At 71.1% G+C, this 20,793-nt stretch carries 24 protein-coding genes; 10 read left to right on the plus strand and 14 right to left on the minus strand.

The genetic code is table 11. The annotated features are described in order from the left end of the window. Positions 1 to 71: 71 nt before the first annotated feature. From ACIBK5_RS38495 to ACIBK5_RS38505, 3 genes are all read left to right on the plus strand, one after another. Positions 72 to 662, plus strand: a complete 591-nt coding sequence (locus ACIBK5_RS38495; RefSeq protein ID WP_399027285.1) for a TetR/AcrR family transcriptional regulator — start codon at positions 72 to 74, stop codon at positions 660 to 662. 42 nt (positions 663 to 704) lie between these two features. Next, positions 705 to 1,217, plus strand: coding sequence for a DinB family protein (locus ACIBK5_RS38500; protein ID WP_399027287.1), 513 nt, complete (start codon positions 705 to 707; stop codon positions 1,215 to 1,217). 112 nt (positions 1,218 to 1,329) lie between these two features. Then, positions 1,330 to 1,833 (plus strand): hypothetical protein, encoded by a 504-nt coding sequence (locus ACIBK5_RS38505; protein WP_399027289.1) that lies wholly within the window; start codon positions 1,330 to 1,332, stop codon positions 1,831 to 1,833. A 9-nt stretch (positions 1,834 to 1,842) separates the two neighbouring features. On the opposite strand, the gene ACIBK5_RS38510 is transcribed toward ACIBK5_RS38505, so the two are convergent. From ACIBK5_RS38510 to ACIBK5_RS38540, 7 genes are all read right to left on the minus strand, one after another. Beyond that, the gene (locus tag ACIBK5_RS38510) at positions 1,843 to 2,340 is read right to left on the minus strand and encodes a hypothetical protein (protein ID WP_399027291.1); all 498 of its coding nucleotides are present in this window, start codon (positions 2,338 to 2,340) and stop codon (positions 1,843 to 1,845) included. Positions 2,341 to 2,468: 128 nt separating this feature from the next. Further along, positions 2,469 to 3,152 carry a uracil-DNA glycosylase gene (locus tag ACIBK5_RS38515; RefSeq protein ID WP_399027293.1) on the minus strand — a complete coding sequence of 228 codons (684 nt, stop codon included), beginning with the start codon at positions 3,150 to 3,152 and terminating at the stop codon, positions 2,469 to 2,471. 93 nt (positions 3,153 to 3,245) lie between these two features. Beyond that, positions 3,246 to 4,832 carry an ABC transporter substrate-binding protein gene (locus tag ACIBK5_RS38520; RefSeq protein ID WP_399027295.1) on the minus strand — a complete coding sequence of 529 codons (1,587 nt, stop codon included), beginning with the start codon at positions 4,830 to 4,832 and terminating at the stop codon, positions 3,246 to 3,248. A 198-nt stretch (positions 4,833 to 5,030) separates the two neighbouring features. After that, on the minus strand, positions 5,031 to 5,789 hold the full coding sequence (locus ACIBK5_RS38525; RefSeq protein WP_399027297.1) for an SDR family oxidoreductase: 759 nt from the start codon (positions 5,787 to 5,789) through the stop codon (positions 5,031 to 5,033). A gap of 12 nt (positions 5,790 to 5,801) precedes the next feature. Then, positions 5,802 to 6,563 carry a 3-oxoacyl-ACP reductase FabG gene (fabG, locus tag ACIBK5_RS38530; RefSeq protein WP_399027299.1) on the minus strand — a complete coding sequence of 254 codons (762 nt, stop codon included), beginning with the start codon at positions 6,561 to 6,563 and terminating at the stop codon, positions 5,802 to 5,804. A 102-nt stretch (positions 6,564 to 6,665) separates the two neighbouring features. After that, complete coding sequence (locus ACIBK5_RS38535; RefSeq protein ID WP_399027301.1) at positions 6,666 to 7,079, minus strand: DUF3037 domain-containing protein; 414 nt, start codon at positions 7,077 to 7,079, stop codon at positions 6,666 to 6,668. After that, a complete protein-coding gene (locus ACIBK5_RS38540; RefSeq protein ID WP_399027303.1) occupies positions 7,076 to 7,831 on the minus strand; it encodes a HipA family kinase in 756 nt (251 codons plus the stop codon). The genes ACIBK5_RS38535 and ACIBK5_RS38540 overlap by 4 nt, the downstream gene beginning before the upstream one ends. Before the next feature lie 196 nt (positions 7,832 to 8,027). Between ACIBK5_RS38540 and ACIBK5_RS38545 the strand changes: the two genes are divergently transcribed. After that, on the plus strand, positions 8,028 to 8,516 hold the full coding sequence (locus ACIBK5_RS38545; RefSeq protein ID WP_399027305.1) for a Rieske (2Fe-2S) protein: 489 nt from the start codon (positions 8,028 to 8,030) through the stop codon (positions 8,514 to 8,516). Here the strand turns inward: ACIBK5_RS38545 and ACIBK5_RS38550 are convergent. Then, a complete protein-coding gene (locus tag ACIBK5_RS38550; protein ID WP_399027307.1) occupies positions 8,503 to 9,153 on the minus strand; it encodes a cysteine hydrolase in 651 nt (216 codons plus the stop codon). The two genes, ACIBK5_RS38545 and ACIBK5_RS38550, sit on opposite strands and share 14 nt — an antisense overlap. A gap of 137 nt (positions 9,154 to 9,290) precedes the next feature. On the opposite strand from ACIBK5_RS38550, the gene ACIBK5_RS38555 reads away from it, so the two are divergent. Next, positions 9,291 to 9,761 carry a pyridoxamine 5'-phosphate oxidase family protein gene (locus tag ACIBK5_RS38555; protein ID WP_215122756.1) on the plus strand — a complete coding sequence of 157 codons (471 nt, stop codon included), beginning with the start codon at positions 9,291 to 9,293 and terminating at the stop codon, positions 9,759 to 9,761. A gap of 24 nt (positions 9,762 to 9,785) precedes the next feature. Here the strand turns inward: ACIBK5_RS38555 and ACIBK5_RS38560 are convergent, their stop codons facing one another. After that, a complete protein-coding gene (locus ACIBK5_RS38560) occupies positions 9,786 to 10,688 on the minus strand; it encodes a LysR family transcriptional regulator (RefSeq protein ID WP_399027309.1) in 903 nt (300 codons plus the stop codon). Between the two features lie 75 nt (positions 10,689 to 10,763). On the opposite strand from ACIBK5_RS38560, the gene ACIBK5_RS38565 reads away from it, so the two are divergent. Further along, complete coding sequence (locus tag ACIBK5_RS38565; protein WP_399027311.1) at positions 10,764 to 11,723, plus strand: DMT family transporter; 960 nt, start codon at positions 10,764 to 10,766, stop codon at positions 11,721 to 11,723. On the opposite strand, the gene ACIBK5_RS38570 is transcribed toward ACIBK5_RS38565, so the two are convergent. Next, a complete protein-coding gene (locus ACIBK5_RS38570; RefSeq protein WP_399027313.1) occupies positions 11,714 to 13,069 on the minus strand; it encodes an aminotransferase class I/II-fold pyridoxal phosphate-dependent enzyme in 1,356 nt (451 codons plus the stop codon). The genes ACIBK5_RS38565 and ACIBK5_RS38570 overlap by 10 nt on opposite strands. Positions 13,070 to 13,105: 36 nt before the next feature. Between ACIBK5_RS38570 and ACIBK5_RS38575 the strand changes: the two genes are divergently transcribed. Next, entirely contained in the window at positions 13,106 to 13,786 is a 681-nt protein-coding gene (locus ACIBK5_RS38575; protein ID WP_399027315.1) for a pyridoxamine 5'-phosphate oxidase family protein, read from the plus strand. Between the two features lie 47 nt (positions 13,787 to 13,833). On the opposite strand, the gene ACIBK5_RS38580 is transcribed toward ACIBK5_RS38575, so the two are convergent. The 3 genes from ACIBK5_RS38580 to ACIBK5_RS38590 form a co-directional block, all read right to left on the minus strand. Next, complete coding sequence (locus ACIBK5_RS38580; RefSeq protein WP_399027317.1) at positions 13,834 to 14,775, minus strand: DMT family transporter; 942 nt, start codon at positions 14,773 to 14,775, stop codon at positions 13,834 to 13,836. A 216-nt stretch (positions 14,776 to 14,991) separates the two neighbouring features. Continuing rightward, the gene (locus tag ACIBK5_RS38585; protein ID WP_399027319.1) at positions 14,992 to 15,996 is read right to left on the minus strand and encodes an EamA family transporter; all 1,005 of its coding nucleotides are present in this window, start codon (positions 15,994 to 15,996) and stop codon (positions 14,992 to 14,994) included. Positions 15,997 to 16,079: 83 nt separating this feature from the next. Then, positions 16,080 to 16,658 (minus strand): Clp protease N-terminal domain-containing protein, encoded by a 579-nt coding sequence (locus ACIBK5_RS38590; protein ID WP_399027321.1) that lies wholly within the window; start codon positions 16,656 to 16,658, stop codon positions 16,080 to 16,082. A 217-nt stretch (positions 16,659 to 16,875) separates the two neighbouring features. Here ACIBK5_RS38590 and ACIBK5_RS38595 point away from each other — a divergent pair, with 217 nt between their 5' ends. After that, positions 16,876 to 17,304, plus strand: a complete 429-nt coding sequence (locus ACIBK5_RS38595; protein ID WP_399027323.1) for an SRPBCC family protein — start codon at positions 16,876 to 16,878, stop codon at positions 17,302 to 17,304. A gap of 67 nt (positions 17,305 to 17,371) precedes the next feature. Here the strand turns inward: ACIBK5_RS38595 and ACIBK5_RS38600 are convergent, their stop codons facing one another. Beyond that, a complete protein-coding gene (locus ACIBK5_RS38600; RefSeq protein ID WP_399027325.1) occupies positions 17,372 to 18,007 on the minus strand; it encodes a PadR family transcriptional regulator in 636 nt (211 codons plus the stop codon). A gap of 545 nt (positions 18,008 to 18,552) precedes the next feature. Here ACIBK5_RS38600 and ACIBK5_RS38605 point away from each other — a divergent pair. Continuing rightward, the gene (locus ACIBK5_RS38605) at positions 18,553 to 19,632 is read left to right on the plus strand and encodes an AAA family ATPase (RefSeq protein WP_399027327.1); all 1,080 of its coding nucleotides are present in this window, start codon (positions 18,553 to 18,555) and stop codon (positions 19,630 to 19,632) included. Then, positions 19,611 to 20,702 carry a hypothetical protein gene (locus ACIBK5_RS38610; RefSeq protein WP_399027329.1) on the plus strand — a complete coding sequence of 364 codons (1,092 nt, stop codon included), beginning with the start codon at positions 19,611 to 19,613 and terminating at the stop codon, positions 20,700 to 20,702. Before ACIBK5_RS38605 ends, ACIBK5_RS38610 begins: the two co-directional genes overlap by 22 nt. Positions 20,703 to 20,793: the final 91 nt, after the last annotated feature.

The raw sequence follows: 20,793 nt of genomic DNA on the forward strand, positions 1-20,793 counted from the left end.
CCTCGTTGACTACACCTGTAGTACTCCGTCGACTTTACTACAGCCGTAGTGAGACGGGTAGCGTGAGCCCCATGTCCGTACGCACCCCCGGCCCTTCCCGTGCCGACCTCGTCGCCGACACCGCCCTCGCCCTGCTCGCCGAGCGCGGGATGCGGGGCCTCACCCACCGGGCGGTCGACGAGACGGCCGGACTCCCCCAGGGCTCGACGTCGAACCTCGCGCGGACCCGGCAGGCCCTGCTGGAACTGGCGGTGCGGCGGCTGGCCGACCGCGAGGCCCGGGTGCTGGCGCTGCACGAGATGCCGGACCCGCGGTCCGGGGCCGACTCCCTCGCGAACGCCCTGGCCCTGGCGACCCACCGCGCCCTGACGGGCAACCGCGTCCTCACGCTCGCCCGCTACGAACTGGCCCTGGAGGCGACCCGCCGCCCCGAACTGCGGGCCTACTTCGACGCGACGGGCGCCCGCTTCCGTGACCAGCTCACCCCCTTGGTCACGGGGATGGGCTCGACGGACCCGGCCCGGCACACGCTGTCGCTGATCGCCTGGGCGGACGGGCTGATGTTCAGCTGCGTCGCGGGATCGTTCGGCCCCGGGACGCCGAGCCTGGAGGAGGTACGGGCAGGGCTGCGGGAGCTGCTCACGGGGATGCTCGGCGGCTGAAAACCCCTGGGCGTTCCCGGCGAGTTGGGAAAGGATGCGGGCATGACCATCGAGCGCACCGAACCCGCCACCGACGCCGCCGAACGCGCCATGCTGGAAGGCTGGCTCGACTACCACCGGCAGACCCTCGCGTGGAAGTGCGAAGGCCTGAGCGACGAGCAGCTCAGGACGGCCTCCGTAGAGCCTTCCGTACTGTCCCTGATGGGGCTGGTGCGGCACATGGCGGATGTGGAGCGGGGCTGGTTCCGCAAGGTACTGACGAACGAGGACGCGCCGCCGATCTACTACAGCGACGAGAACCCGGACGGCGAGTTCCACCTGACCGACGCGGACACCTACCAGGAGGCGTATGCCACCTGGCAGGCCCAGATCGAGACCGCCCGGCGCAACGCCGCCCGCTTCGCCCTGGACGACCTCTCCGAGGGCAAGCACCACCGCACCGGCGAGCAGTTCAACCTGCGCTGGCTCTACACCCACATGATCGAGGAGTACGCGCGGCACAACGGCCACGCCGACCTGATCCGCGAGCGCCTCGACGGCTCGACCGGCGACTGACGTCACCCACGACCCACCGGCGCCCTCCGTACGGGGTGGGACATCACCCGTGCGGGGCATCCTCCGCCTGTCCGCTGTCCCACCGGGGGCCGGACGCACCAGAGTTGCGCGGGTGCATCGAACGACGACCACAGCGACGCTCCTGGTGACCGTGGCGGTCTCGGCCCTCTCCGGCTGTGTGACGGTCCAGGATCCCCCCGTCCCCGGACCTCCGGCGGCACCGTCCCGGCCGCCGGTACCCCGGCCGGAGGAGCAGGTCGTACAGGCACCGGCCCGGGAGGCCCTGGAACTCATCGAGGGATCCCGCCGCCCGGAGCCGACCGCGTCCGCGTCCCGAGCGGCCACACCGCCGGCGGCCTCACCGGAGCAGGGGCGGCCGCCGTCCGGCACCCGGGAGGCCCGCCCCCGCCCCGTCCGCCCGGAACGCCGGGCACCCGCCCCGCGCGGCCCGCAGCGGCCACCCGCCGGCCTGCCCGACGTCCCGGAGTCGGTACGGCAGGACGTCCAGCAGAACGTCCCGAAGAACGCGGACGTGTGCGCGCTCGGCAAGCGCTACGGCGGGTGGCGGCCGGACAGCCCCGAGGCGACGATCTGCCGCGACACCTACCGGCGTTGACCGGCTCCCTCAGGGCCGCTGCCTCGGCGGTGTCCACGTCCCGCCGCCTTCTCCCAGCCGGGACTCCAGCCGTTCGATCGCGGACCGTACGCCCTCGCCGTATCTGTCGTCGGCGAGGGCGGCGGCGGTTGTCCTGGCCCGTCGCAGATGCGTGCGGGCCGCGTCGCACTGGCCGAGCTTGAGGTAGTCGTCGGCCAGATTCAGGTGGAGGGAGGGGTAGAACGCGCGCACCGCCCCGTCCGAGGGGAGCCCGTCCTCGGAGACCTCCTCCGCCGCGGTCAACGCGCGCAGGTCCCAGGCCAGTTCGTCACCGGGGTCGTCCTGTGTGTCGGCCAGGTAGTGCGCGAGGGTGCAGCGGTGCAGGGGGTCGCCGTGCTCCCCGATCTCCGCCCACAGGTCCAGGAACCGGTGCCGGGCCTCCTCCCGGTCCCCCGCGTGGTGCAGCATGACGACCTGCCCGATCCGCGTCAGCACGGTGTCCGGCGCCGTCTGCTCCTGTCGCTCCATCGCCACGCCCTCCGCGCACTCGCCGGCTGATCTTCCGACGCTAACCGGAGAGGGAGGCGATCCGGCTCAGGCCGGTCCGTACGCACGGGGCCTTCCCCGAGGAAGACCCCGCCGTGCGCCGCGCGTCCTCAGCCCAGGTTCGGAATCGTCCAGTCGATCGGCTCGTGCCCCTGCGCCGCCACCGCCGCGTCGATCTGCGTGAACGGACGCGAGCCGAAGAACTTCTTCGCCGACAGCGGCGACGGGTGAGCGCCCTTGACCACCACATGCCGCGACTCGTCGATCAGCGGGAGCTTCTTCTGCGCGTAGTTCCCCCAGAGCACGAACACCGCCGGGTCGGGGCGCCCGGCGACCGCTCGGATCACGGCGTCGGTGAACCTCTCCCAGCCCTTGCCCTTGTGCGAGTTGGCCTCGCCGCCCCGGACCGTGAGCACCGCGTTGAGCAGCAGGACGCCCTGCTCGGCCCACGGCATCAGATAGCCGTTGTCCGGGATCGGCGCGCCCAGCTCCTGGTGCATCTCCTTGTAGATGTTCCGCAGGGAGGGCGGGGTCCGCACACCGGGCCGGACCGAGAAGCACAGCCCGTGCCCCTGGCCCTCGCCGTGGTACGGGTCCTGACCGAGGATCAGGACCTTCACCTTCTCGTACGGCGTGGCGTCCAGCGCGGCGAAGACCTCCTCGCGCGGCGGATACACGGGACCCTTCGCCCGCTCCTCCTCGACGAACTCCGTCAGCTCCTTGAAGTAGGGCTGCTGCAGCTCGTCGCCCAGAACCCCGCGCCAGGACTCGGGCAGCATGGCGGTGTCGGTCACGTCAACGTCCTCACGATGTGCGGTCACTTCCAGGCCTCAGAACCTACAGGCGACCACTGACAACGTGCCCGGGAAAGCCCGGTGCCGACCCGCCTACCAGGCGGTCTTGCGGTGCAGCTCCCACAGCATCATGATCGTCGACGGGTCCAGGGCGCGCTCCGCGCCCGAGACGTCCCGGCTGGCGGCCACGTACTGCCTGCCCTGCCACAGCGGCAGCAGTCGCGCGTCGTCCACCAGGATCCGCTGGGCCTCCTCGAACTCCTTCTCCACGTTCGCGCGATCGCTCTCCCGGCGCGACCGGGGCAGCAGGTCGCCGGTGATCTCGGGGGCCGGGTAGGGCGTACCGAGGGCGTTCTGCTCGCCGACGAACGGCGCGATGAAGTTCTCGGCGTCCGGGAAGTCGGGGAACCAGCCGCGCCCGAACACCGGGTACTCGCCCTTCTGGTAGCCCTCCACGTAGGTCTTCCAGGGTCGGCTCTTCAGGCTGATCGTGAAGAGTCCGGAGTCCTCGAGCTGGCGCTTGAGCTCCTTGAACTCCTCGGCGGTCTCGGAGCCGTAGCGGTCGCTCGTGTACCAGAAGGTGAGCGGGACCCGCTGGTTGATGCCGGCGCCGTTGAGGATCTCGCGGGCCTTGTCGACGTCGGGGTCGCCGTAGTCGTCGAAGAAGCCCGTGGTGTGGCCCGTGAGGCCCTTGGGGACCATGGAGTACAGCGGGTCGACGGTGTCCTTGTAGACCTTGTGGGTGATCGCCGCCCGGTCGATGACCTGCGCGATGGCCTGGCGCACGGGCTTGCGCTTGGCCCAGGAGTCCTTCGGGTTGAACACCAGGTAGTTGATGTCCGTGCCCGAGCCCTCGACGAGCTGGATCTCCTCCTCGTTGGAGGTCTTGCTCTGGAGGTCGACGACGTCGCCGGCGGCGAGACCGCGGTAGGTCACGTCGATCTGCTCGTCGCGCAGGGCCTTGACCATGGCGCCGGAGTCCTGGAAGTAGCGGATGGTCACCGCGTCGTTCCGGCGCTCCGCGTAGCCCTTGTAGCCGTCGTTGCGGACGAGGGCGGCTTCCTTGCCCTCCTCGTACGAGTCGAGCGTGTAGGGCCCGGAGCCGACGGCGTCGCCGTCCTTGCGCAGGGAGTTCTCCGGGTAGGCCTGGGGGGAGACGATCGACATCGCGGGGGTGGCGAGCACGAAGGGGAAGGTGGCGTCGGGCTTGTTGAGGTGGAAGATCACCTCACGCGCGTTCGGCGCCTGGACCCGCTCGAGGCTGCCCAGCAGACCAGCGGGGCCGCCGTTGACGTTGATCTTGCGGATCCGGTCGAAGGAGTACTTGACCGCCTGGGCGTCGAGCGCGTCGCCGTTGGAGAACTTCAGGCCCTCGCGCAGCTCGCAGCGGTACACCTGGTTCGAGGAGTCGCTGAAGCCGCACTGCTCGGCGGCGTCCGGCTGGGGCTCGCTCGCGCCCGTCGGGTAGCTCAGCAGCGTCTGGTAGATGTTGCGGAACAGCTCCCAGGAGCTGTCCCACGAGGCCGCGGGATCGAGGGTGCTGGGCGAACTGGTGGTGCCCACGACGATCGGCCCCTCGTCCTCCGGGGTGTCGGACGACAACACGCCACACCCGGTGAGAAGGGACGATATGGACGCGATGGCCGCCGCCTGCCGCAGGCGTCGGTTCCGGTTGAACACGCGCACGCTCCTCGATCTGCCATACCAAGGGTCGGCAGACCATACCGCAGTGCCCGGCCCGCTGCCCCTCCCCGGTGCATGACTCCTTGATCGATAAACCTTTGACGACGTTGTCATCGCCCTTTGCGAGGGCTTTACGTCGGACGGGCGCCCCTGGATGTCCAGGAGCGCCCGTGCCGAGTCGCGTACGCGCTTGCGTCAGCCCGTGCCGGCGTTGAGGAAGATTCCGCCGTCCACGACGAGCGTCTGGCCGGTGACCCAGTCGGACTGGTCGGAGGTGAGGAACGCGGCCGCGCCGCCGATGTCGGAGGGCACGCCGAGCCTGCCGAGCGGGTAGGCCGCGGCGGCCTCCTCCTCCCGGCCCTCGTACAGGGCCTTCGCGAACTTGGTCTTCACGACGGCCGGGGCGATCGCGTTGACCCGCACCTTGGGCGCGTACTCGTGCGCGAGCTGCACCGTCAGGTTGATCATCGCCGCCTTGCTGATGCCGTAGGCGCCGATGAACGGCGAGGGCGAGAGGCCGGCGACCGAGGCGATGTTGACGATGGCGCCGCCGTTGTCCTTCTGCCAGGCGTGCCAGGTCTTCTGGGCGAAGCCGAGCGCGGAGACCACGTTGGTCTCGAAGACCTTGCGCGCGACGTCCAGGTCGAGGTCCGCGATCGGCCCGAACACCGGGTTGGTGCCGGCGTTGTTGACCAGGAAGTCGACGCGGCCGAAGGCCTCCATCGTGCGCTCGACGGTGGCGGCCTGGTGGGCCTCGTCGTGCGCCTTGCCCGCGACGTAGATCGCGCGGTCGGCGCCGAGCTGTTCGACGGCCTCCTTGAGGGAGTCCTCGTTGCGGCCGGTGAGGCACACGCGGTCGCCGCGCGCGACGAGCGCTTCGGCGACGCCGTAGCCGATGCCACGGCTGCCGCCCGTGACGAGGCCGACCTTGCCGGAGAGTTCCACGGAAGTCATGTCTGCCGTCCTCTAGTCGAGCGGTCCGCCGGCCACGTACAGCACCTGGCCGGAGACAAATCCGGCCGCCTCGCCCGTGAAGAAGGCGATGGCGTTGGCGATGTCGTCCGGCTCACCGACCCGGGCGACCGGGATCTGGGTGGCGGCGGCGGCCTTGAAGTCCTCGAAGCCCATGCCGACGCGGTCGGCGGTGGCCTTGGTCATCTCGGTGGCGATGAAGCCGGGGGCGACGGCGTTGGCGGTCACGCCGAACTTGCCGAGCTCCTTGGCGAGGGTCTTGGTGAAGCCCTGCAGACCCGCCTTGGCCGCGGAGTAGTTCACCTGGCCGCGGTTGCCGAGCGCGGAGGACGAGGACAGGTTGACGATCCTGCCGAAGCCCGCGTCCACCATGTGCTTCTGACAGGCCTTGGACATCAGGAAGGCGCCGCGCAGGTGCACGTTCATGACGGTGTCCCAGTCGGAGACGCTCATCTTGAACAGCAGGTTGTCGCGCAGCACGCCCGCGTTGTTGACCAGGATCGTCGGCGCGCCGAGCTCCGCGGCGACACGGGCGATCGCGGCCTTGACCTGGGCCTCGTCGGAGACGTCGGCGCCGACCGCGATGGCCTTGCCGCCCGCCGCGGTGATCTTCTCGACAGTGTCCTTGCAGGCGGCCTCGTCGAGGTCGATCACGGCGACCGCGCGGCCCTCGGCGGCCAGTCGTACGGCGGTGGCGGCGCCGATACCGCGCGCGGCACCGGTGACTACGGCGACCCGCTGCTCAGTGGTGGACATGGCTGCTTCTCCTCAGGTGAGCGACCGCTTAGTACCTTCAGTGGGTGTGACGCTAGAAGCCCTGGCACGCGGTGTCAACGGCCAGGCGGGGCATGTGATCCATTACCTGACCAGCAAGTCCAGCAAACGCTCCGTCTCCGCCGCCGGATCCGTGGTCAGCCCCGTGTGCACGGGCCCGGGCTGGACGATCGTCGAGCGCGGGGCGATGAGCCAGCGGAAGCGGCGGCCGGGGTCGTCGCCCGCGGCCTGGCCGGCCGCCGGGCCGCCCGCGCAGATGTTCTCCACGGCGCGCAGCGCGGCCCGGACACCGGCCACGTCCGCCTGGGGGTCGAGGGCCAGCAGCCGTGCCTCGTCGAGGTGGATACGCGCACCGACGTAGGACTCGGCACGGCAGTAGACGAGGACTCCCGCGTTGATGCACTCGCCGCGCTCGACACGCGGGACGACGCGCAGGACGGCGTACTCGTAGATCTGGCGGTCCCGCGGCCCGCCCCTGATGATGTGCCGGTCGCTCACTCGGTCCCCTGGATGCGGTCGTGGATGACGGCGGCCCGCGCGAGCAGCGGCCGCGCGTAGGCCTGCCTCAGATCGTCCGGCGTGTCGAAGCCGGGCTCGTCGGCCAGCCAGGAGCCCGGGATCCGCGCGGTGACCTCGGCGAGCAGATCCTCGGTGACCAGCGGCGCCAACTCGGCCGCGGCGGCGGCGACATCGGGCGCGAAGGGCGCGAGGGCGTGGTCGGAGGCGTCGTAGGGGCGGGCCGCCGAGGCCTGCGCGCCGGGCCAGTTGTGGTGCCAGATCATGGTCGCGCCGTGGTCGACGAGCCATACCTCGCCCCGCCACACCAGCAGGTTGGGGTTGCGCCAGGACCGGTCGACGTTGTTGACCAGCGCGTCGAACCAGACGATTCGCCCGGCCTCCTCTGGGCTCACCCGGAACGCGAGCGGGTCGAACCCGAGCGCGCCGGAGAGGAAGTCCATGCCGAGGTTGGTGCCGCCGCTGGACCTGAGCAGGTTCTGCACCTCCTGGTCGGGCTCGCCCAGCCCCAGCTCCGGATCGAGCTCGACCGTGACCAGGCGCGGCACCCGCAGCCCCAGCCGGCGGGCGAGCTCCCCGCAGACCAGCTCGGCGACGAGCGTCTTGCGGCCCTGCCCGGCGCCGCTGAACTTCAGGACGTACATCCCGTGGTCGTCGGCCTCGACGAGTCCCGGCAGCGAACCGCCCTCGCGCAGCGGCGCGATGAAACGGGTCGCGATCACTTCCTTGAGCATCGCCCCAGGTTACTGACGTGGACGGCAGCACGGGCGACGGCCTCGCGGCGGCGGGCCGGAACCCGACAGCGAACCGACAGCTCCGCTTTACCCACGTCCTTCCGCGAACGAGTCAGGATCTCGACATTGTCTGAACAGCCGGTCCTCAAGGGCCGTACCTCTCCGCAGATCACGAATCCCCGGAAGGAACGTCAGCATGACCAGCGAATCAGTTCAGCCGATGTCCGGACCGAGCCGTCGTGCTGTTGTGGCGGCAGCTGGCGCGGCGGGGCTCACCGTCGCGCTGACGGCGTGCGGGTCGGACGACAAGGCGTCCGACTCGTCCACCGAACAGGGCGCCGGCGGTGGCGGCGCGACGAACGAGGGCGGCGGCTCGTCCCCCGAGGCGGGGGCCGGTGGCGCGGCACTCGCGAAGACCGCCGACATCCCCGAGGGAAGCGGCAAGATCTTCAAGGACGAGAAGGTCGTGGTCTCCCAGCCGGCCGCGGGCGACTACAAGGCCTTCTCGACGATCTGCACGCACCAGAACTGTCCGATGGTGGATCTCAAGGACGACATCATCTCCTGCACCTGCCACGGCAGCCAGTTCTCCGTCCTCGACGGCAGTGTGAAGAAGGGACCCGCCGTCAAGCCGCTGGAGGCGAAGCAGGTGACCGTGAGCGGCGACTCCATCACGCTCGCCTGACCTCACGCGCACGCTCCAGAGACGTCAGCACCTCGTCCGTGGTCGCGACCGTGGCGACCAACGCGAGGGTGTGGCGGATCATCGCGGGGGTGTAGTCGGACGGCACTCCCGCGATGGCGTCCTTCGGGACGACGGCGGTGTAGCCGCGGTTCACGGCGTCGAACACGGCGTTCGGGACGGCCACGTTGGCCGATACGCCGGTGACGATCAGGGTGCGGCAGCCGAGGTTGCGCAGCAGTGGGTCGACATCGGTGCCCTGGAGGGGCGAGAGCCCGTGCAGGCGTCGTACGACGAGGTCCTCCTCGGCGACCTCGATCGGGGCGGCGACCCGCACCGCCGGTGTGCCGGACAACTGCTGGACGGGCAGGCGTGCGGCGGCCCGGAAGAGGCGGGCGTTGCGGTTGGCGCCGCGACCGTCAGGACGGCGCTCGGCGACGGCGTGGACGACCTGGACGCCGCCTTCGTGGGCGGCGGCCACCAGACGGGCGACATTGGCGAGCACGCCGCCGGAGCGGGCCGCGGCGGCGAGTTCGGGCAGTGCGCTGTCCGCTCCGACGACGCCCTCCTGGCATTCGACGGTGAGCAGCACGGTGGTCCGAGGATCGAGGAGTTCGCTGAGCTCTTCGTACGAGGGCACGGTTCCCCCTGGGCGCCGGCGGCGGGTCGGGCGAGCGTAGCCACCGTTGCTAACGGACGGAAGAGCACTCATTCTTTTCTGACGTGATGTCAGAGGATCTCCTCTGACACGACGTGAGAAGAAGAAAGAGGGGGAGCATGACCGTCACGCAGCAGCGCAGGGGCCGGAAGATCATGATGACGCCCGGCGAGCTGGACGATTTCCTCACCACGCAGCGCACCTGCCGGGTCGCCACGATCTCGGCCGACGGCGCTCCGCACGTGAGCACACTGTGGTTCGCCTGGGACGGCGCCTCGATGTGGCTGTACTCGGTCGTACGCAGCAAGCGGTGGACCGATCTGAGGCGCGACCCCCGGGTGGCGATCGTGGTGGACACCGGGGAGGAGTACGACGAGCTGCGCGGCGCCGAGCTGTCGGGCGCCGTGGAGTTCGTGGGCGAGATACCGCGCACCGGCGAGCTGCGCGCCGAACTCGACGTCCCCGAGACGCTGTTCGCCCGGAAGAACTTCGGCCTGGAGGAGATGCCGCACGACGGCCGGCACGCCTGGGTGCGTCTGACACCGCAGAAGATCGTCTCCTGGGACTTCCGCAAGCTCGGACCCGCCTGAGGAGCGCGGTGGCACGCGCCGGACTCAGGCGACGCTCTCCCCCGCCGCCCGCAGGGCCTTGACCGCCGCCCGGATCGACGGGCGGCGGTCGGCGTCCGCACGCCAGACGACGTACACATGGCGCCGGACCCGCTGCCTGACCGGGACGGTCACGACCCCGTCGGGCACCGGGTGGCGGCCGAGCAGCGGGGCGATGCACACGCCGAGGCCCGCGGCGACCAGCCCGAGCTGGGTGTGGGTCTCGGCGGCGCGATGGCCGACGATCGGCTCGATGCCCTTCGAGCGGAGCGTGAACATCAGCCACTCGTGGCAGAACTCGCCCTCGCCCCAGGTGATCCACTCGTCTTCGGCGAACTCGGCGAGGTCCACCTCCTCCCGCCCCGCGAGCCGGTGGTCCACCGGCATGGCGACATCGGCGGGGTCGTCCAGGATCGGCGCCTTGACCAGGCCGTCGGGCAGCGCCATCGGCTTGTTGTACCAGTCGAGCACCACGGCTAGGTCGAGGTCGCCGCGCACGACTCCGGCGATCCCGCGCTCCGGTTCCAGCTCGCAGGAGCGCAGCCGGAGCGCGGGGTGCCGCTCGCGCAGCGCGGACAGCGCGCGCGGGAACAGACCGCGGGCGGCCGTCGGAAACGCCGACAGCCTGAGCTCGCCGACGACCTCCCCGCGCTGCGCCTCCAGGTCGGACCGGGCGAGTTCGACCTGGGACAGGATGCGCGCGGCGTGCTCGGCGAGCAGCCGGCCCGCGTCGGTGAGCCGCACGCCCCGGCCGTTCTTGGCGAGGAGTTGCCGGCCGACCTCCCGCTCCAGCTTGGCCATCTGCTGGGAGACGGCCGAGGTCGTGATGTGCAGGCCCGCGGCCGCGCCGCTGACCGAGCCGTGCCGCGCGAGGGCGTCGAGGGTGCGCAGGCGCTCCAGGTTCAACATATAAGCAATGCTACGCAATATCGGGTGTGAAATCTCGATTGTGCTACGACGTCCCGCTCCAGCATCGTGGCTGCCATGACCTCCGTCACCACCACACCCGGCCGGCGCACCAAGGCCTCGCCCGACCGGCCGCGGCGCCGTGTCGACTGGCGTCTCCGCTTCGCCGCGCTGTCGTTGATCTGGGGCTTCAGCTTCCTGCTCATCAAGGTCGGCACCCAGGGGTACGCGCCGTTCCAGGTCACGCTGGGGCGGCTGGTGTTCGGTACGGCGGTGCTGGCCGCCGCGATGGCGGTGCGCCGTGAGCGGCTGCCGCGCGGGGCGCGCACCTGGGGGCATCTGGCGGTCGCCGCGTTCCTGCTCAACGCCCTGCCGTTCTCGCTGTTCGCGTATGCCGAGCTGACCGTCCCGTCCACCCTGGCGGGCATCTGCAACGCGACCTCGCCCCTGTGGGGCATGGCCCTGTCCCTGGTCGCCCTCTCGGAGGACCGCCCGACCAGGGTGCGGGTCGCGGGACTCGGGCTCGGCTTCCTGGGGGTGCTCACGGTGCTGGGTGCCTGGCAGGGCTTCCACGGCCTGGACGCCACCGGCACGGTGCTGGCGCTGCTGGCCTCCCTCAGCTACCCGATCGGCTGGATCCACGTCCGCCGCACCCTGGCCGGGACGAGCCACTCGCACCTGTCGATGACCGGCGCACAGCTGCTGCTCGCGACGGCCCAACTGGCCGTCGTCACACCGATGTTCACCACCCTGCCCAGTGCCGTGCCGGTCGTGCCGCTACTGGCGATCGCCGCTCTGGGCGCCCTGGGCACGGGCCTCGCCGTGCTCCTCCAGTACGGCCTGGTCGCGGAGGTCGGCCCGACGACGGCCCAGATGGTCACCTACTTCATCCCGGTCATCGCCACGGCCGCGGGAGTCGCGCTCCTCGGCGAGTCGCTCACCTGGTCGACACCGGTCGGTGCGGTGATCGTCCTGACGGGAGCGGCTCTCACGCAGGTCCGGCCGAAGCCCCGGACGCGGCCGGGGCCTCAGACGTAGCTGCGCGCCGGAGCCGGGCCGAGGGCCGAGGCGATCGCGTCGGCCAGCATCTCGATCTCGCTCTCGCCCGCGCGGCCGTTCTCGTCCTCGGCGAGCGTCGAGACGGTGACGCGGATGCCGGGCGGTGCGCTCATCCGGAAGCGGGCGCCCGGGGCGACCGCCCACCCGGCGTGCTGCAGCCGGGCGACGGCTCCGGTCTCGTCCGGCACGGGCACCCACACATTCATTCCGCTGCGCCCGTGTGCCGGGACACCACGTCGGCCGAGCGCTTCGATCAGCGCCTCCCGGCGCCGCCCGTACGACGCCGCCACCGTGCGCGGGTCCACCGCCCCGTCGGCCCACAGCCGCACCAGGGCCCGCTGTGTCAGCCGGCTCACCCAGCCCGGCCCGAGGCGCTGTCTGCCACGGACCCGGTCGACCGTGACCGCGTCCCCGGTGAGCAGGGCGAGGCGCAGGTCGGGGCCGTAGGCCTTGGCGGCCGAGCGCACGAAGGCCCAGTGCCGGGTGCCGCCGGCCAAGGGGTGGAGGGGGAGGTCGACGATGCCATGGCCGTGGTCGTCCTCGATCAGCAGGGTCTCCGGGTGTTCCCTGAGCACGGACCGCAGGGCACGCGCGCGCGTGGCGCTCACCGCGGCGCCGGTCGGGTTCTGCGCCCGGTCCGTGACGATCAGGGCCCGGGCCCCGGCCTCCAGCACCCGGCGCACGTCCTCGGCGTACGGCCCGTCGTCGTCGACGCCGACGGGGACGGTCCTGAGCCCGAGCGCCGGCACGAGGTCGAGGGTGCGGCCCCAGCCGGGATCCTCGACGGCGACGGTGTCGCCGGGCTTGAGGTGGGCCGCCAGCACGCGTTCCACGCCGTCGAGCGCCCCGGAAACCACCGCGAGCGGCCCGTCCGGCACCCCGTCGGCGTCGAGACCGGCCCGCGCGATCCGGGCCAGCTCCGGCTCCACGGGAATCTCCCCGTAGAGCACGGGCACACGGTCGGCCTCGGCGGCCGCCGCCGCGAAGGCGGTCGCGAGCGGCGGGAGCAATGCCGGGTCCGGATTGCCGGCCGCCACATCACGCACGCCTTCGGGGACGTCCACCCTGATCTGGTCCCGCCCGGTCGTGGCCGGCGCCGGCCGCACCCGGCTGCCGCGCCGCCCCGCGGTCTCGATGACCCCGCGCTCACGCAGGGTCCGGTACGCGGCCGCGACCGTATTGGGATTCACCCCCAATCGATCGGCCAACTCCCGCATGGGCGGCAGCAGTTGACCCGGCCGCAGCTCACCGGCCCCCACCGCCCGCTCGACGCTCGCGGAAATGTCCGCTGCGCGGCGCCCACTGATCGGATACTCTCCTAGCACAAAGCCGATTATGCACTAGTGCAATGGAGAATGCCAATGCAGGGGACCGCGCAGACGCCGTCGCAGCCCGCCACCGCCTACACCCCGACCGCCCGCACCGTCCCCACGCGCTCCCCGGACCGGGCCTCGTACGACAGGGAACTGGTGCACTCGATACTCGACGAGGCCTACGTCTGCCACCTCGGGTTCGTCCGCGACGGCGCGCCGGTCGTGCTGCCCACGCTGTTCGCCCGGGTCGGCGGGCGCCTCTACGTGCACGGCTCGACGGGCTCGCGCCCGCTGCGGGCGGCCGGTCAGGCAGACCCGGGACTCCCGGTCTGCCTGACCGTCACACACGTCGACGGGCTGGTCCTGGCCCGCTCGGCCTTCCACCACTCGATCAACTACCGCTCCGTGGTGGTGCACGGCGTCGCCCACGACGTGACGGACCCCGGGGAGAAGCGGCAGGCCCTGGACGCGCTGGTCGACCACGTCGTGCCGGGCCGCGCCGCCGACTCCCGCCCGGCCAACAAGAAGGAACTGGCCGCCACCGCCGTGCTCCGCCTGGACCTGGCCGAGGTCTCCGCCAAGCTCCGCACGGGCGGAGTGAACGACGAACCGGAGGACCTCGACCTCCCGCACTGGGCCGGAGTGGTCCCGGTCGCGAAGACCTACGGCACACCGATCCCCGACCCGGGCCTGGCGCCGGGCACAGAGCTGCCCGAGTACCTGCCTTAGGGGCGCGGGGAACTGCGCGATCAACCCCGCACGACCCGCGGCCGCCGTCACACAAGCACCGCCCGCTCCTTGGGCGCCCGCGCCTCCCCCACCGCGAGCCCCGCCACGGAGCCCAACAGCAGGAGGGTTCCAGCCACTGTCGCCACCGTAAGCCGCTCCCCGAGCAGCACTACGGCAAGCCCCGCCGCACTCACCGGCTCGAGCAGCATGATCACCGAGACGGTGGCCGACCGCACCACGGCCGCCCCGGCGAAGTAGAGCCCGTACGCGAGTGCCGTGGGAACGGCGGCGACGTACACCAGCAGCACCAGCAGCCGCCCCGGCTCCTCCGTGTGCGGCAGCAGCCCTTCCGCCCAGGCGAACGGCAGCAGACACAGGCTGGTGACGGCGAAGGCCCCGACGGTCGTGCGGGACGCGTCGGCCTCGCCGTCGCGTCCCCACCGACGGGTGAGCAGCGTCATCGCGCTGTACCCGGCCGCGGACAGCAGCGCGAGCAGCACGCCCCACGGGCGTACGGCCGCGTCCCCGCCGCCGAGGACGAGGACCGCGAGTCCCGCCAGGGCACCCGCGACGGCGACGGTTCCGCCCCGGCCCAGGCGTTCGGCCAGGGCCAGCCGGGCGCCGAGCGCGATGAGCACGGGTCCGGCGCCCAGGGTGACGACGGTGGCGACGGCGAGACCGGTGGCCGAGACGGCCGCGAAGTAGGCCGTCTGGAAGACCGCGAGTCCGAGCCCGGTGACCCCGGCCCGCAGCGCCCGGCGGCCGAGCGGCTCGCGTACGGCCGGCCGGGGGCGCTGCCGCACCAGGCGGACGGCGAGCAGCAGCACGAGACCGGCGGCGCAGCGCCAGAAGGAGAGGGCGACGGGCCCCATGTCACTGGCCCGGTAGACCAGGGAGGCGGCCGCGCCCGCGGTGCCCCAGGCGACACCGGCGACGATCAGATAGAGGAGGCCTCGCCCGGTGGGCAGGCCGGAGGCAGTGTTCGACACGTGTTCTCTCCGCAGACGCGCACGACGCCCCGCGCGGAACGAGCGGCGGCGGGTGCGCGGAAGTTCGGGAAGGACCCCGGATCAGCGGGGGTCCGCGGACTTCGTCTGCGGGCAGCACCGTCCGGCCCGGCGGCTGTACGCCGAGCACGGTTTCCGGAGGGCCCGCCTCAGGCGGCCGGAGGCGGGAGAACGAGCGTCGAAGGCATGATCGGCACCCTATGCGGCCGTTCCGGGCGTGGACAACTCCCTTTCCGGGCCGCCACCGGCCACCGGCCGTTCGGAGCCCTTCGCGGGCGTCGAGGACTGCGCGATGAACGCGCCCAGCAGCACGATGACACCACCGGCGATCTGCGGCGCCGACAGATGCTCGCCGAGCAGGACCCAGGCCAGGACGGTCGCGATGACCGCTTCGAGACAGGCCACGACGCCGGCGACCTGCGGGGAGAGCCGGCGCACGGAGACGACGCCGGTGACGTACGCGACGACCGTGGCGACCAGGACGATCCAGGCCAGCAGGACGACGGCGGCGACAGGTGTGCCGTCCATGTACGCGGTGCCCGTGAGCACGGACCGGTCCATGGTCCAGGGCCGGGCGACGACGGTCAGCACGGCCGCGCCGACGAGCAGGCCGTAGGCGATGACGCCCAGCGGGTCGGGCGCCTCGTCGCCGGCGTCGCTGCCCTGGTCGGAGAGAACGAAGTAGCCGACCTGACAGCAGGCCGCGCCGAGCGCGAGCAGCAGCCCCAGGGCGTCGAAGCCGAGGCCCGACCAGACCTCGACGACGCATGCGAGTCCTCCGACCGCGAGGACGACCCCGACCGCGGCGGCAGGTGTCACCGGCCGCCGCTGCACGAACCGCACCCAGCCGAGCACGAGCGCGGGCGCCAGGTACTCGATGAGCAGCGCCACCCCGACGGGGATACGGGACAGCGAGGCGAAGTAGAAGGCCTGGACACCGGCGACGGCCAGCAGCCCGAATCCGGCGAGAAGTCCGGGGCGGCGGCGCAGCAGCGCGCGATGGCGCACGGCGAGCGGCAGCATCACCAGGGCGGCTCCGGTCACGCGCAGCCACACCACGTGCAGCGGGTCGAGGCCCGCCTCGATCAGTGGCTTGGCCGCGACTCCGGATCCGCCGAAGGCGACCGCGGACAGCAGCGCGAGACCGAGCCCCATGCCCCTGCCGCGCTTGCTCGGACTGCTCTCAGAGGTACGCACCGGCACATGATGACAGGCCCTGACAGGAGCGTCACCCTCTATCACACCTGTCTCACAGCCTGGACGGGCCGAACGCTCGGCAGGACCGGTCAGTGCGTGCTCCCGCCGCCTCCGGCCCACTCACCGGCCCGGCCGGCCCAGCCGTCGGAACTGCCGGACCAGTCGTCGAGCCGGGTGAGCACCTCGTGCGGGTCGATCCCGGCGCGTGCGAGCACCTCGACCGCGCGCGCCTGCGCGTCGGCGACGATCGCCGCGAGCAGGTCGATGCCGAGGGCCGGTCCGCCGCGGCGTGCGGCGCGTTCACAGGCGTACTCCATCGATGCCGCGGCCAGCGGCGAGAAGCCCGCGCACTCCGTCACCATGGGGACGGCGCCGGAGTCCTCGACGCCGCTCTGCCAGCGCAGGCCGTAGCCGATGCTGCGCTGGACGAGATAGCCCAGCAGTCGCGCGATGCGCGGTCCGTCACCGACGACGGCACGCGCCTCGGGGTCGGACTCCAGCAGCGAGTGCAGCAGATGGGCGGTGTCGATCTGCCGGTCGCCGTCCCTGACCGCCCGGCGACGGGCACCACCGATCACCGAGGCCAGCTCGTCACTGAGCCTGACATCGTTCTCTGCGCGGTGGATGCCGTGCTCAGGGGCCGACTGCCGGGGGATACGGGGTTGCACATCCCCTACCCCATCAGCCCCGCGAGCCCGGGTCATCCGCGACGGGGAGCATTTTCGCGTCCCACAGGAAGTGGACCCCGGCGGCCGGAATCTCCTCCTTACGGAGGAGATCAGGCTTTATTGCCCGCGGACCCACCACGCCTGACTGTTCGTCAGTATTGAACATTGCGGCCCCCACGGCTACGTTCCGCGACACCCGACACGAAGAGGTGGTCGCATGGCCGAAGTCAGCGCGGAGGCACACATCGGGGCACCGGCCGAGAAGGTGTGGGCCAGGCTCACGGACTGGTCCGCGTACGGCGAGTGGAACGCGACCCACACCAGCTTCCCGTCGGGCGGCCCCAAGAGCCTGGAAGTGGGCGCGACCTTCCAGGAGAACATGCGGCTGATGAACTTCCCGGCCGAGGTGGAGTGGACCGTCGAGGAACTCGAACCGGCCAGGACCCTCGCCATCCGCGGCCAGGGCCCGATGGGCGTGACCGTCGCGACGCGCTACACCCTCACGCCCGACGGCGGCGCGACGACGGTCCGCATCGACGGCGAGTTCACGGGTGCGGCCGTGTCGTTGATGGCGGGCAAGCTCAGGGACTCGGCGACGGCGGCCCTGAACGAGTCGCTGCGCAAGCTGGACGGGCTGGTGACCTGACACCCCGGCACGAGGAAGCGCCCCCCGGACCGCTCCAGGGGGCGCCTGTGCCGCGAAGGGCCGGCCCTCAGTCCTCGTCGGCGAGGATCAGGTAGAGCTTCTTGCGGGCTTCGTTGATGACGCCGAGCGCCTTCTCCTTCTGCTCCTTGTTGCCGGTCTTCCAGACCTGACCGAAGGCCTCCATCAGCCCGAAGCCGGCCTGGCGGATCTCGCCGAGGGCCTCCCAGTCGACCCCGCGGGAGGCCTCCTCCCAGGGAGCCTCGGGCCCCTCCTCGGCCGCCGTGCGGCCCGCCTCGGTGAGCGAGAACAGCTTCTTGCCGCCCTCGGACTCGCTGATGATCAGTCCCTCGTCCTCCAGCAGCTGAAGGGTGGGGTACACCGAACCGGGGCTGGGCTTCCACGCCCCGCCGCTGCGCTCGGCGATCTCCTGGATCATCTCGTAGCCGTGCATGGGCCGGTCCTTCAGCAGGGCGAGGATCGAGGCCCGCACGTCACCGCGCCGCGCCCTTCCCCTCGGCCCGCCGCGCCCTCGTCCGCCCCAGGGGCCGGGACCGAAACCCGGACCACCGGGCCCTCCCCAGCCGGGACCACCAGGACCGCCGGGCCCGAACGGGCCGAAGGCCGCACGCAGCCCCTCGAAGCCGCCCCGGCCGTGACGCGGTCCGCCGTGGCCATGCCCGTGCTCGTAACCGTGGGTACGCATCGCAACCACTCTCCATTCCATCGTTGATCTGTCGCGATGCTTCAACGATATATCGGTATTGTTCGCATGGCAAGGCCCTGCTGCCCTGCCGGTCGTGACCTGTGACAGGGAAGATGGGCCGCTTGCCACCGAACTTGGAGTGATGACTCTTCGCGTCATCGAAGATGGGTCACGACACGGTCTGTGACAGCAAAGTTGGACCGATGCCGACCTGAGCGGTGCAGTCGCGGAGTTCCGCTCGCCAGCGGAACCCTCTCGCCACATCGTGGAAGTCGCTACCGGGCTGCCGCCCGGCGCCGCCCGGGGACGCCACCGCGGCCCGAGTACGACCCACAGGACCGTGCACTTCTGGAGCGAGCACGAGCCCCTCTCTGACATCGTCGGGTGAGACGCCCCGAAATGATCAGAGAGCCGGCGCCGCCTCCCATCGGCCACCCGCACCGAGAACGACCCCCGAACCAGCACCGCCCGACCACCGCACCGAACCCGGCCGAGGTGATTCCGTTTGGTGTCTTCGACGCCCATGCAGAGGCCGAAAGGTGGCTATGACCAGGCCCTCCCGCACCTCCTTCGTCCCGCAGCAGGCCACGGAACAGGAGCTGCCGCCGGACAGCCCGCTGACCATGAAGGAGGGATGGCGCCGCTTCGTCGAGCATGAGTCTTCCCCGCCCACACTGCTAACCGCAGTGCAGCGGGCGGCCCTGTCGCCAAAGGGGAAACTGCGCGACGACGAACTCCGCCGGAACTACCATGCCGTCCTGCCACTGGTGAACACCCCGACCATCCAGAAGGTCATCACCACCTCACGACTGCTGGTCCAGCTCAACCGCCAGCAGATCTCCGCCCGCCGGGGCATCAACATCAGCGGCGCCTCTGGCACCGGGAAGACCACCGCCCTCTCCCAGCTCGGACGGGCCCACGAGATCGCCGTCCGCAAACGCCACCCACGCGACCGCTCCCGGCTCCCGGTCATCTATGTCACCGTCCCGCCGACCACCACCCCGAAGACGCTCGCCATGGAGTTCGCCCGCTTCTTCGGCCTGGACTTCCCCGCCCGCTTCAGCTTCACCTACGTCGTCAACGCCGTCTGCGCCACCGCCGCGCACGTCCTCGTCCTGATCGACAAAATGCACAACCTGAACCTCGCCACACGCACCGGCGCCGAAGCCTCCGACCAGCTGAAGTACTTCGCTGAACGACTGCCCGCCACCTTCGCCTACGCGGGCATCGACGTCGACGACCAGGGCCTTTTCGCCGGCACTCGGGGCCGCCAGATCGCCGGACGGTTCACCGTCATCCCCGCCACCCCGTTCCCCCACGCGCCCGGAGCGGACCGGGACGCCTGGCACTCCCTCGCCGGCACCCTGGAGTCCATACTGCGGCTGCACCACCACCAGCCCGCAACGCCGACGGGCCTGGGTGAATACCTCTACCACCGTTCCGGCGGCATGATCGGCAGCCTGTCGCAGCTCATCCGCGGCGCTGCGGTGCTCACCATCGGGTACGGCAGCGAACGCATCACAGAGGACCTTCTGGAGATGGTCCCGGTGGACTACGCCACCGAACGCTCCAAGGCCCTCACAGCCCCGGAGAAACCCCGCTCATGCCGGAGGCGCGTCGCCTGATGCTCCTCCCCCGCTTGCCCGACCCCGTCCCGCCCGCACAGCACGAGATCGCCGCCTCCTACATTGGCCGGCTGGCCCGGCTACACGGCCTCAGTGTCAATGCCCTCTGGCGGTACGTCACCGAACGTGAAGCCTCCGGAGGCATGCGCCGCGTCGTCATTCCCGAACGCCTCGCCGCCGTCACCGGCCGGACCGTCCACGCCCTCGCCGGAGCCCTACCCGAACTGCGCACCCCGCAGCCCGACTGGGCCATGTTCCGCCACCAGCCACAACGCGGCTGCCGCCACTGTGACGCCAAACACCCCGGTGGCGAAGTCATCAGGATCTTGCCGCACCACCGCTACGTCTGCACCCGACACCGGTTATGGCTCTGCCCGTCCGACGTCGACGGACACACCACGCCCCTCGACGCCCTCCCCGAAATCGTCCAGGCACAACGCCGACACCTACGCATCCTGCGGCGTCACGGTTGGGTCGTCACATACGACGCCGTCCTCACCGCCATACTCATCTGCGGCCAGCTCTGGTCACTTCCGGAGAACAAGAACGGCGAGGCCCGGCACGACTGGGTCCGCCGGGCCAGCATCCTCATCCCGCCCGACACAGCCGAATCGGCCTTCTCCGTCGCACGTCTCTGCGCCGTGGTCTATCCCGAAGCCGTTGCGCTGGCCTCGCTCTTCGCGTCGCCTTGCTGGAGACGGCAAGCACAGAAAACGACCTGGAACCGCCGCCTCTTCGATGCCGAGATCGCCCAGCGGTTACGACACCCCAACTACAGCTACAAAGACCACGACAACGATCCCATCAGCCACTGGGCGAACATGAACGCCAAACGCCCGCCGCTTGCTCCCATCTACGTCCACGACCAGAAACGTAACCTCCGGAAATCAGCCCTGATCCCCGCCACCCAACTCGCCCAGCAACGCCACGCCCAGGCCTTCGACCCATCACGCCGAGCCGGCGAAGCGCTCGTCGCACACCGCTACCTCGCCACGGTCTTCCGGCGAGCCTGGGATCCAATGCGGAAACACGAGCTCCTCCCGAACGGAGACAGCTACTACAGGCTCTAGCTGTATTGACCCGCGGGGTTGTTCACACGGCTGATGGGTGGCTGACCTGCGAGTGCGGTGTGGCAGCGGTGGTGGTTGTAGGCGTGGAGGA

It is taken from the genome of Streptomyces sp. NPDC050546, assembly GCF_044457425.1.
Lineage (GTDB): Bacteria > Actinomycetota > Actinomycetes > Streptomycetales > Streptomycetaceae > Streptomyces.

Bases quoted from the DNA above. Each gene is read 5' to 3' on its own strand.
- ACIBK5_RS38500 (WP_399027287.1), top strand. From the start codon at position 705: ATGACCATCGAGCGCACCGAACCCGCCACCGACGCCGCCGAACGCGCC.
- ACIBK5_RS38565 (WP_399027311.1), top strand. From the start codon at position 10,764: ATGACCTCCGTCACCACCACACCCGGCCGGCGCACCAAGGCCTCGCCC.
- ACIBK5_RS38560 (WP_399027309.1), bottom strand. From the start codon at position 10,688: ATGTTGAACCTGGAGCGCCTGCGCACCCTCGACGCCCTCGCGCGGCAC.
- ACIBK5_RS38525 (WP_399027297.1), bottom strand. From the start codon at position 5,789: ATGACTTCCGTGGAACTCTCCGGCAAGGTCGGCCTCGTCACGGGCGGC.
- fabG (WP_399027299.1), bottom strand. From the start codon at position 6,563: ATGTCCACCACTGAGCAGCGGGTCGCCGTAGTCACCGGTGCCGCGCGC.
- ACIBK5_RS38610 (WP_399027329.1), top strand. From the start codon at position 19,611: ATGCCGGAGGCGCGTCGCCTGATGCTCCTCCCCCGCTTGCCCGACCCC.
- ACIBK5_RS38555 (WP_215122756.1), top strand. From the start codon at position 9,291: ATGACCGTCACGCAGCAGCGCAGGGGCCGGAAGATCATGATGACGCCC.
- ACIBK5_RS38540 (WP_399027303.1), bottom strand. From the start codon at position 7,831: ATGCTCAAGGAAGTGATCGCGACCCGTTTCATCGCGCCGCTGCGCGAG.
- ACIBK5_RS38595 (WP_399027323.1), top strand. From the start codon at position 16,876: ATGGCCGAAGTCAGCGCGGAGGCACACATCGGGGCACCGGCCGAGAAG.
- ACIBK5_RS38495 (WP_399027285.1), top strand. From the start codon at position 72: ATGTCCGTACGCACCCCCGGCCCTTCCCGTGCCGACCTCGTCGCCGAC.
- ACIBK5_RS38600 (WP_399027325.1), bottom strand. From the start codon at position 18,007: ATGCGTACCCACGGTTACGAGCACGGGCATGGCCACGGCGGACCGCGT.
- ACIBK5_RS38510 (WP_399027291.1), bottom strand. From the start codon at position 2,340: ATGGAGCGACAGGAGCAGACGGCGCCGGACACCGTGCTGACGCGGATC.
- ACIBK5_RS38545 (WP_399027305.1), top strand. From the start codon at position 8,028: ATGACCAGCGAATCAGTTCAGCCGATGTCCGGACCGAGCCGTCGTGCT.
- ACIBK5_RS38575 (WP_399027315.1), top strand. From the start codon at position 13,106: ATGCAGGGGACCGCGCAGACGCCGTCGCAGCCCGCCACCGCCTACACC.
- ACIBK5_RS38605 (WP_399027327.1), top strand. From the start codon at position 18,553: ATGACCAGGCCCTCCCGCACCTCCTTCGTCCCGCAGCAGGCCACGGAA.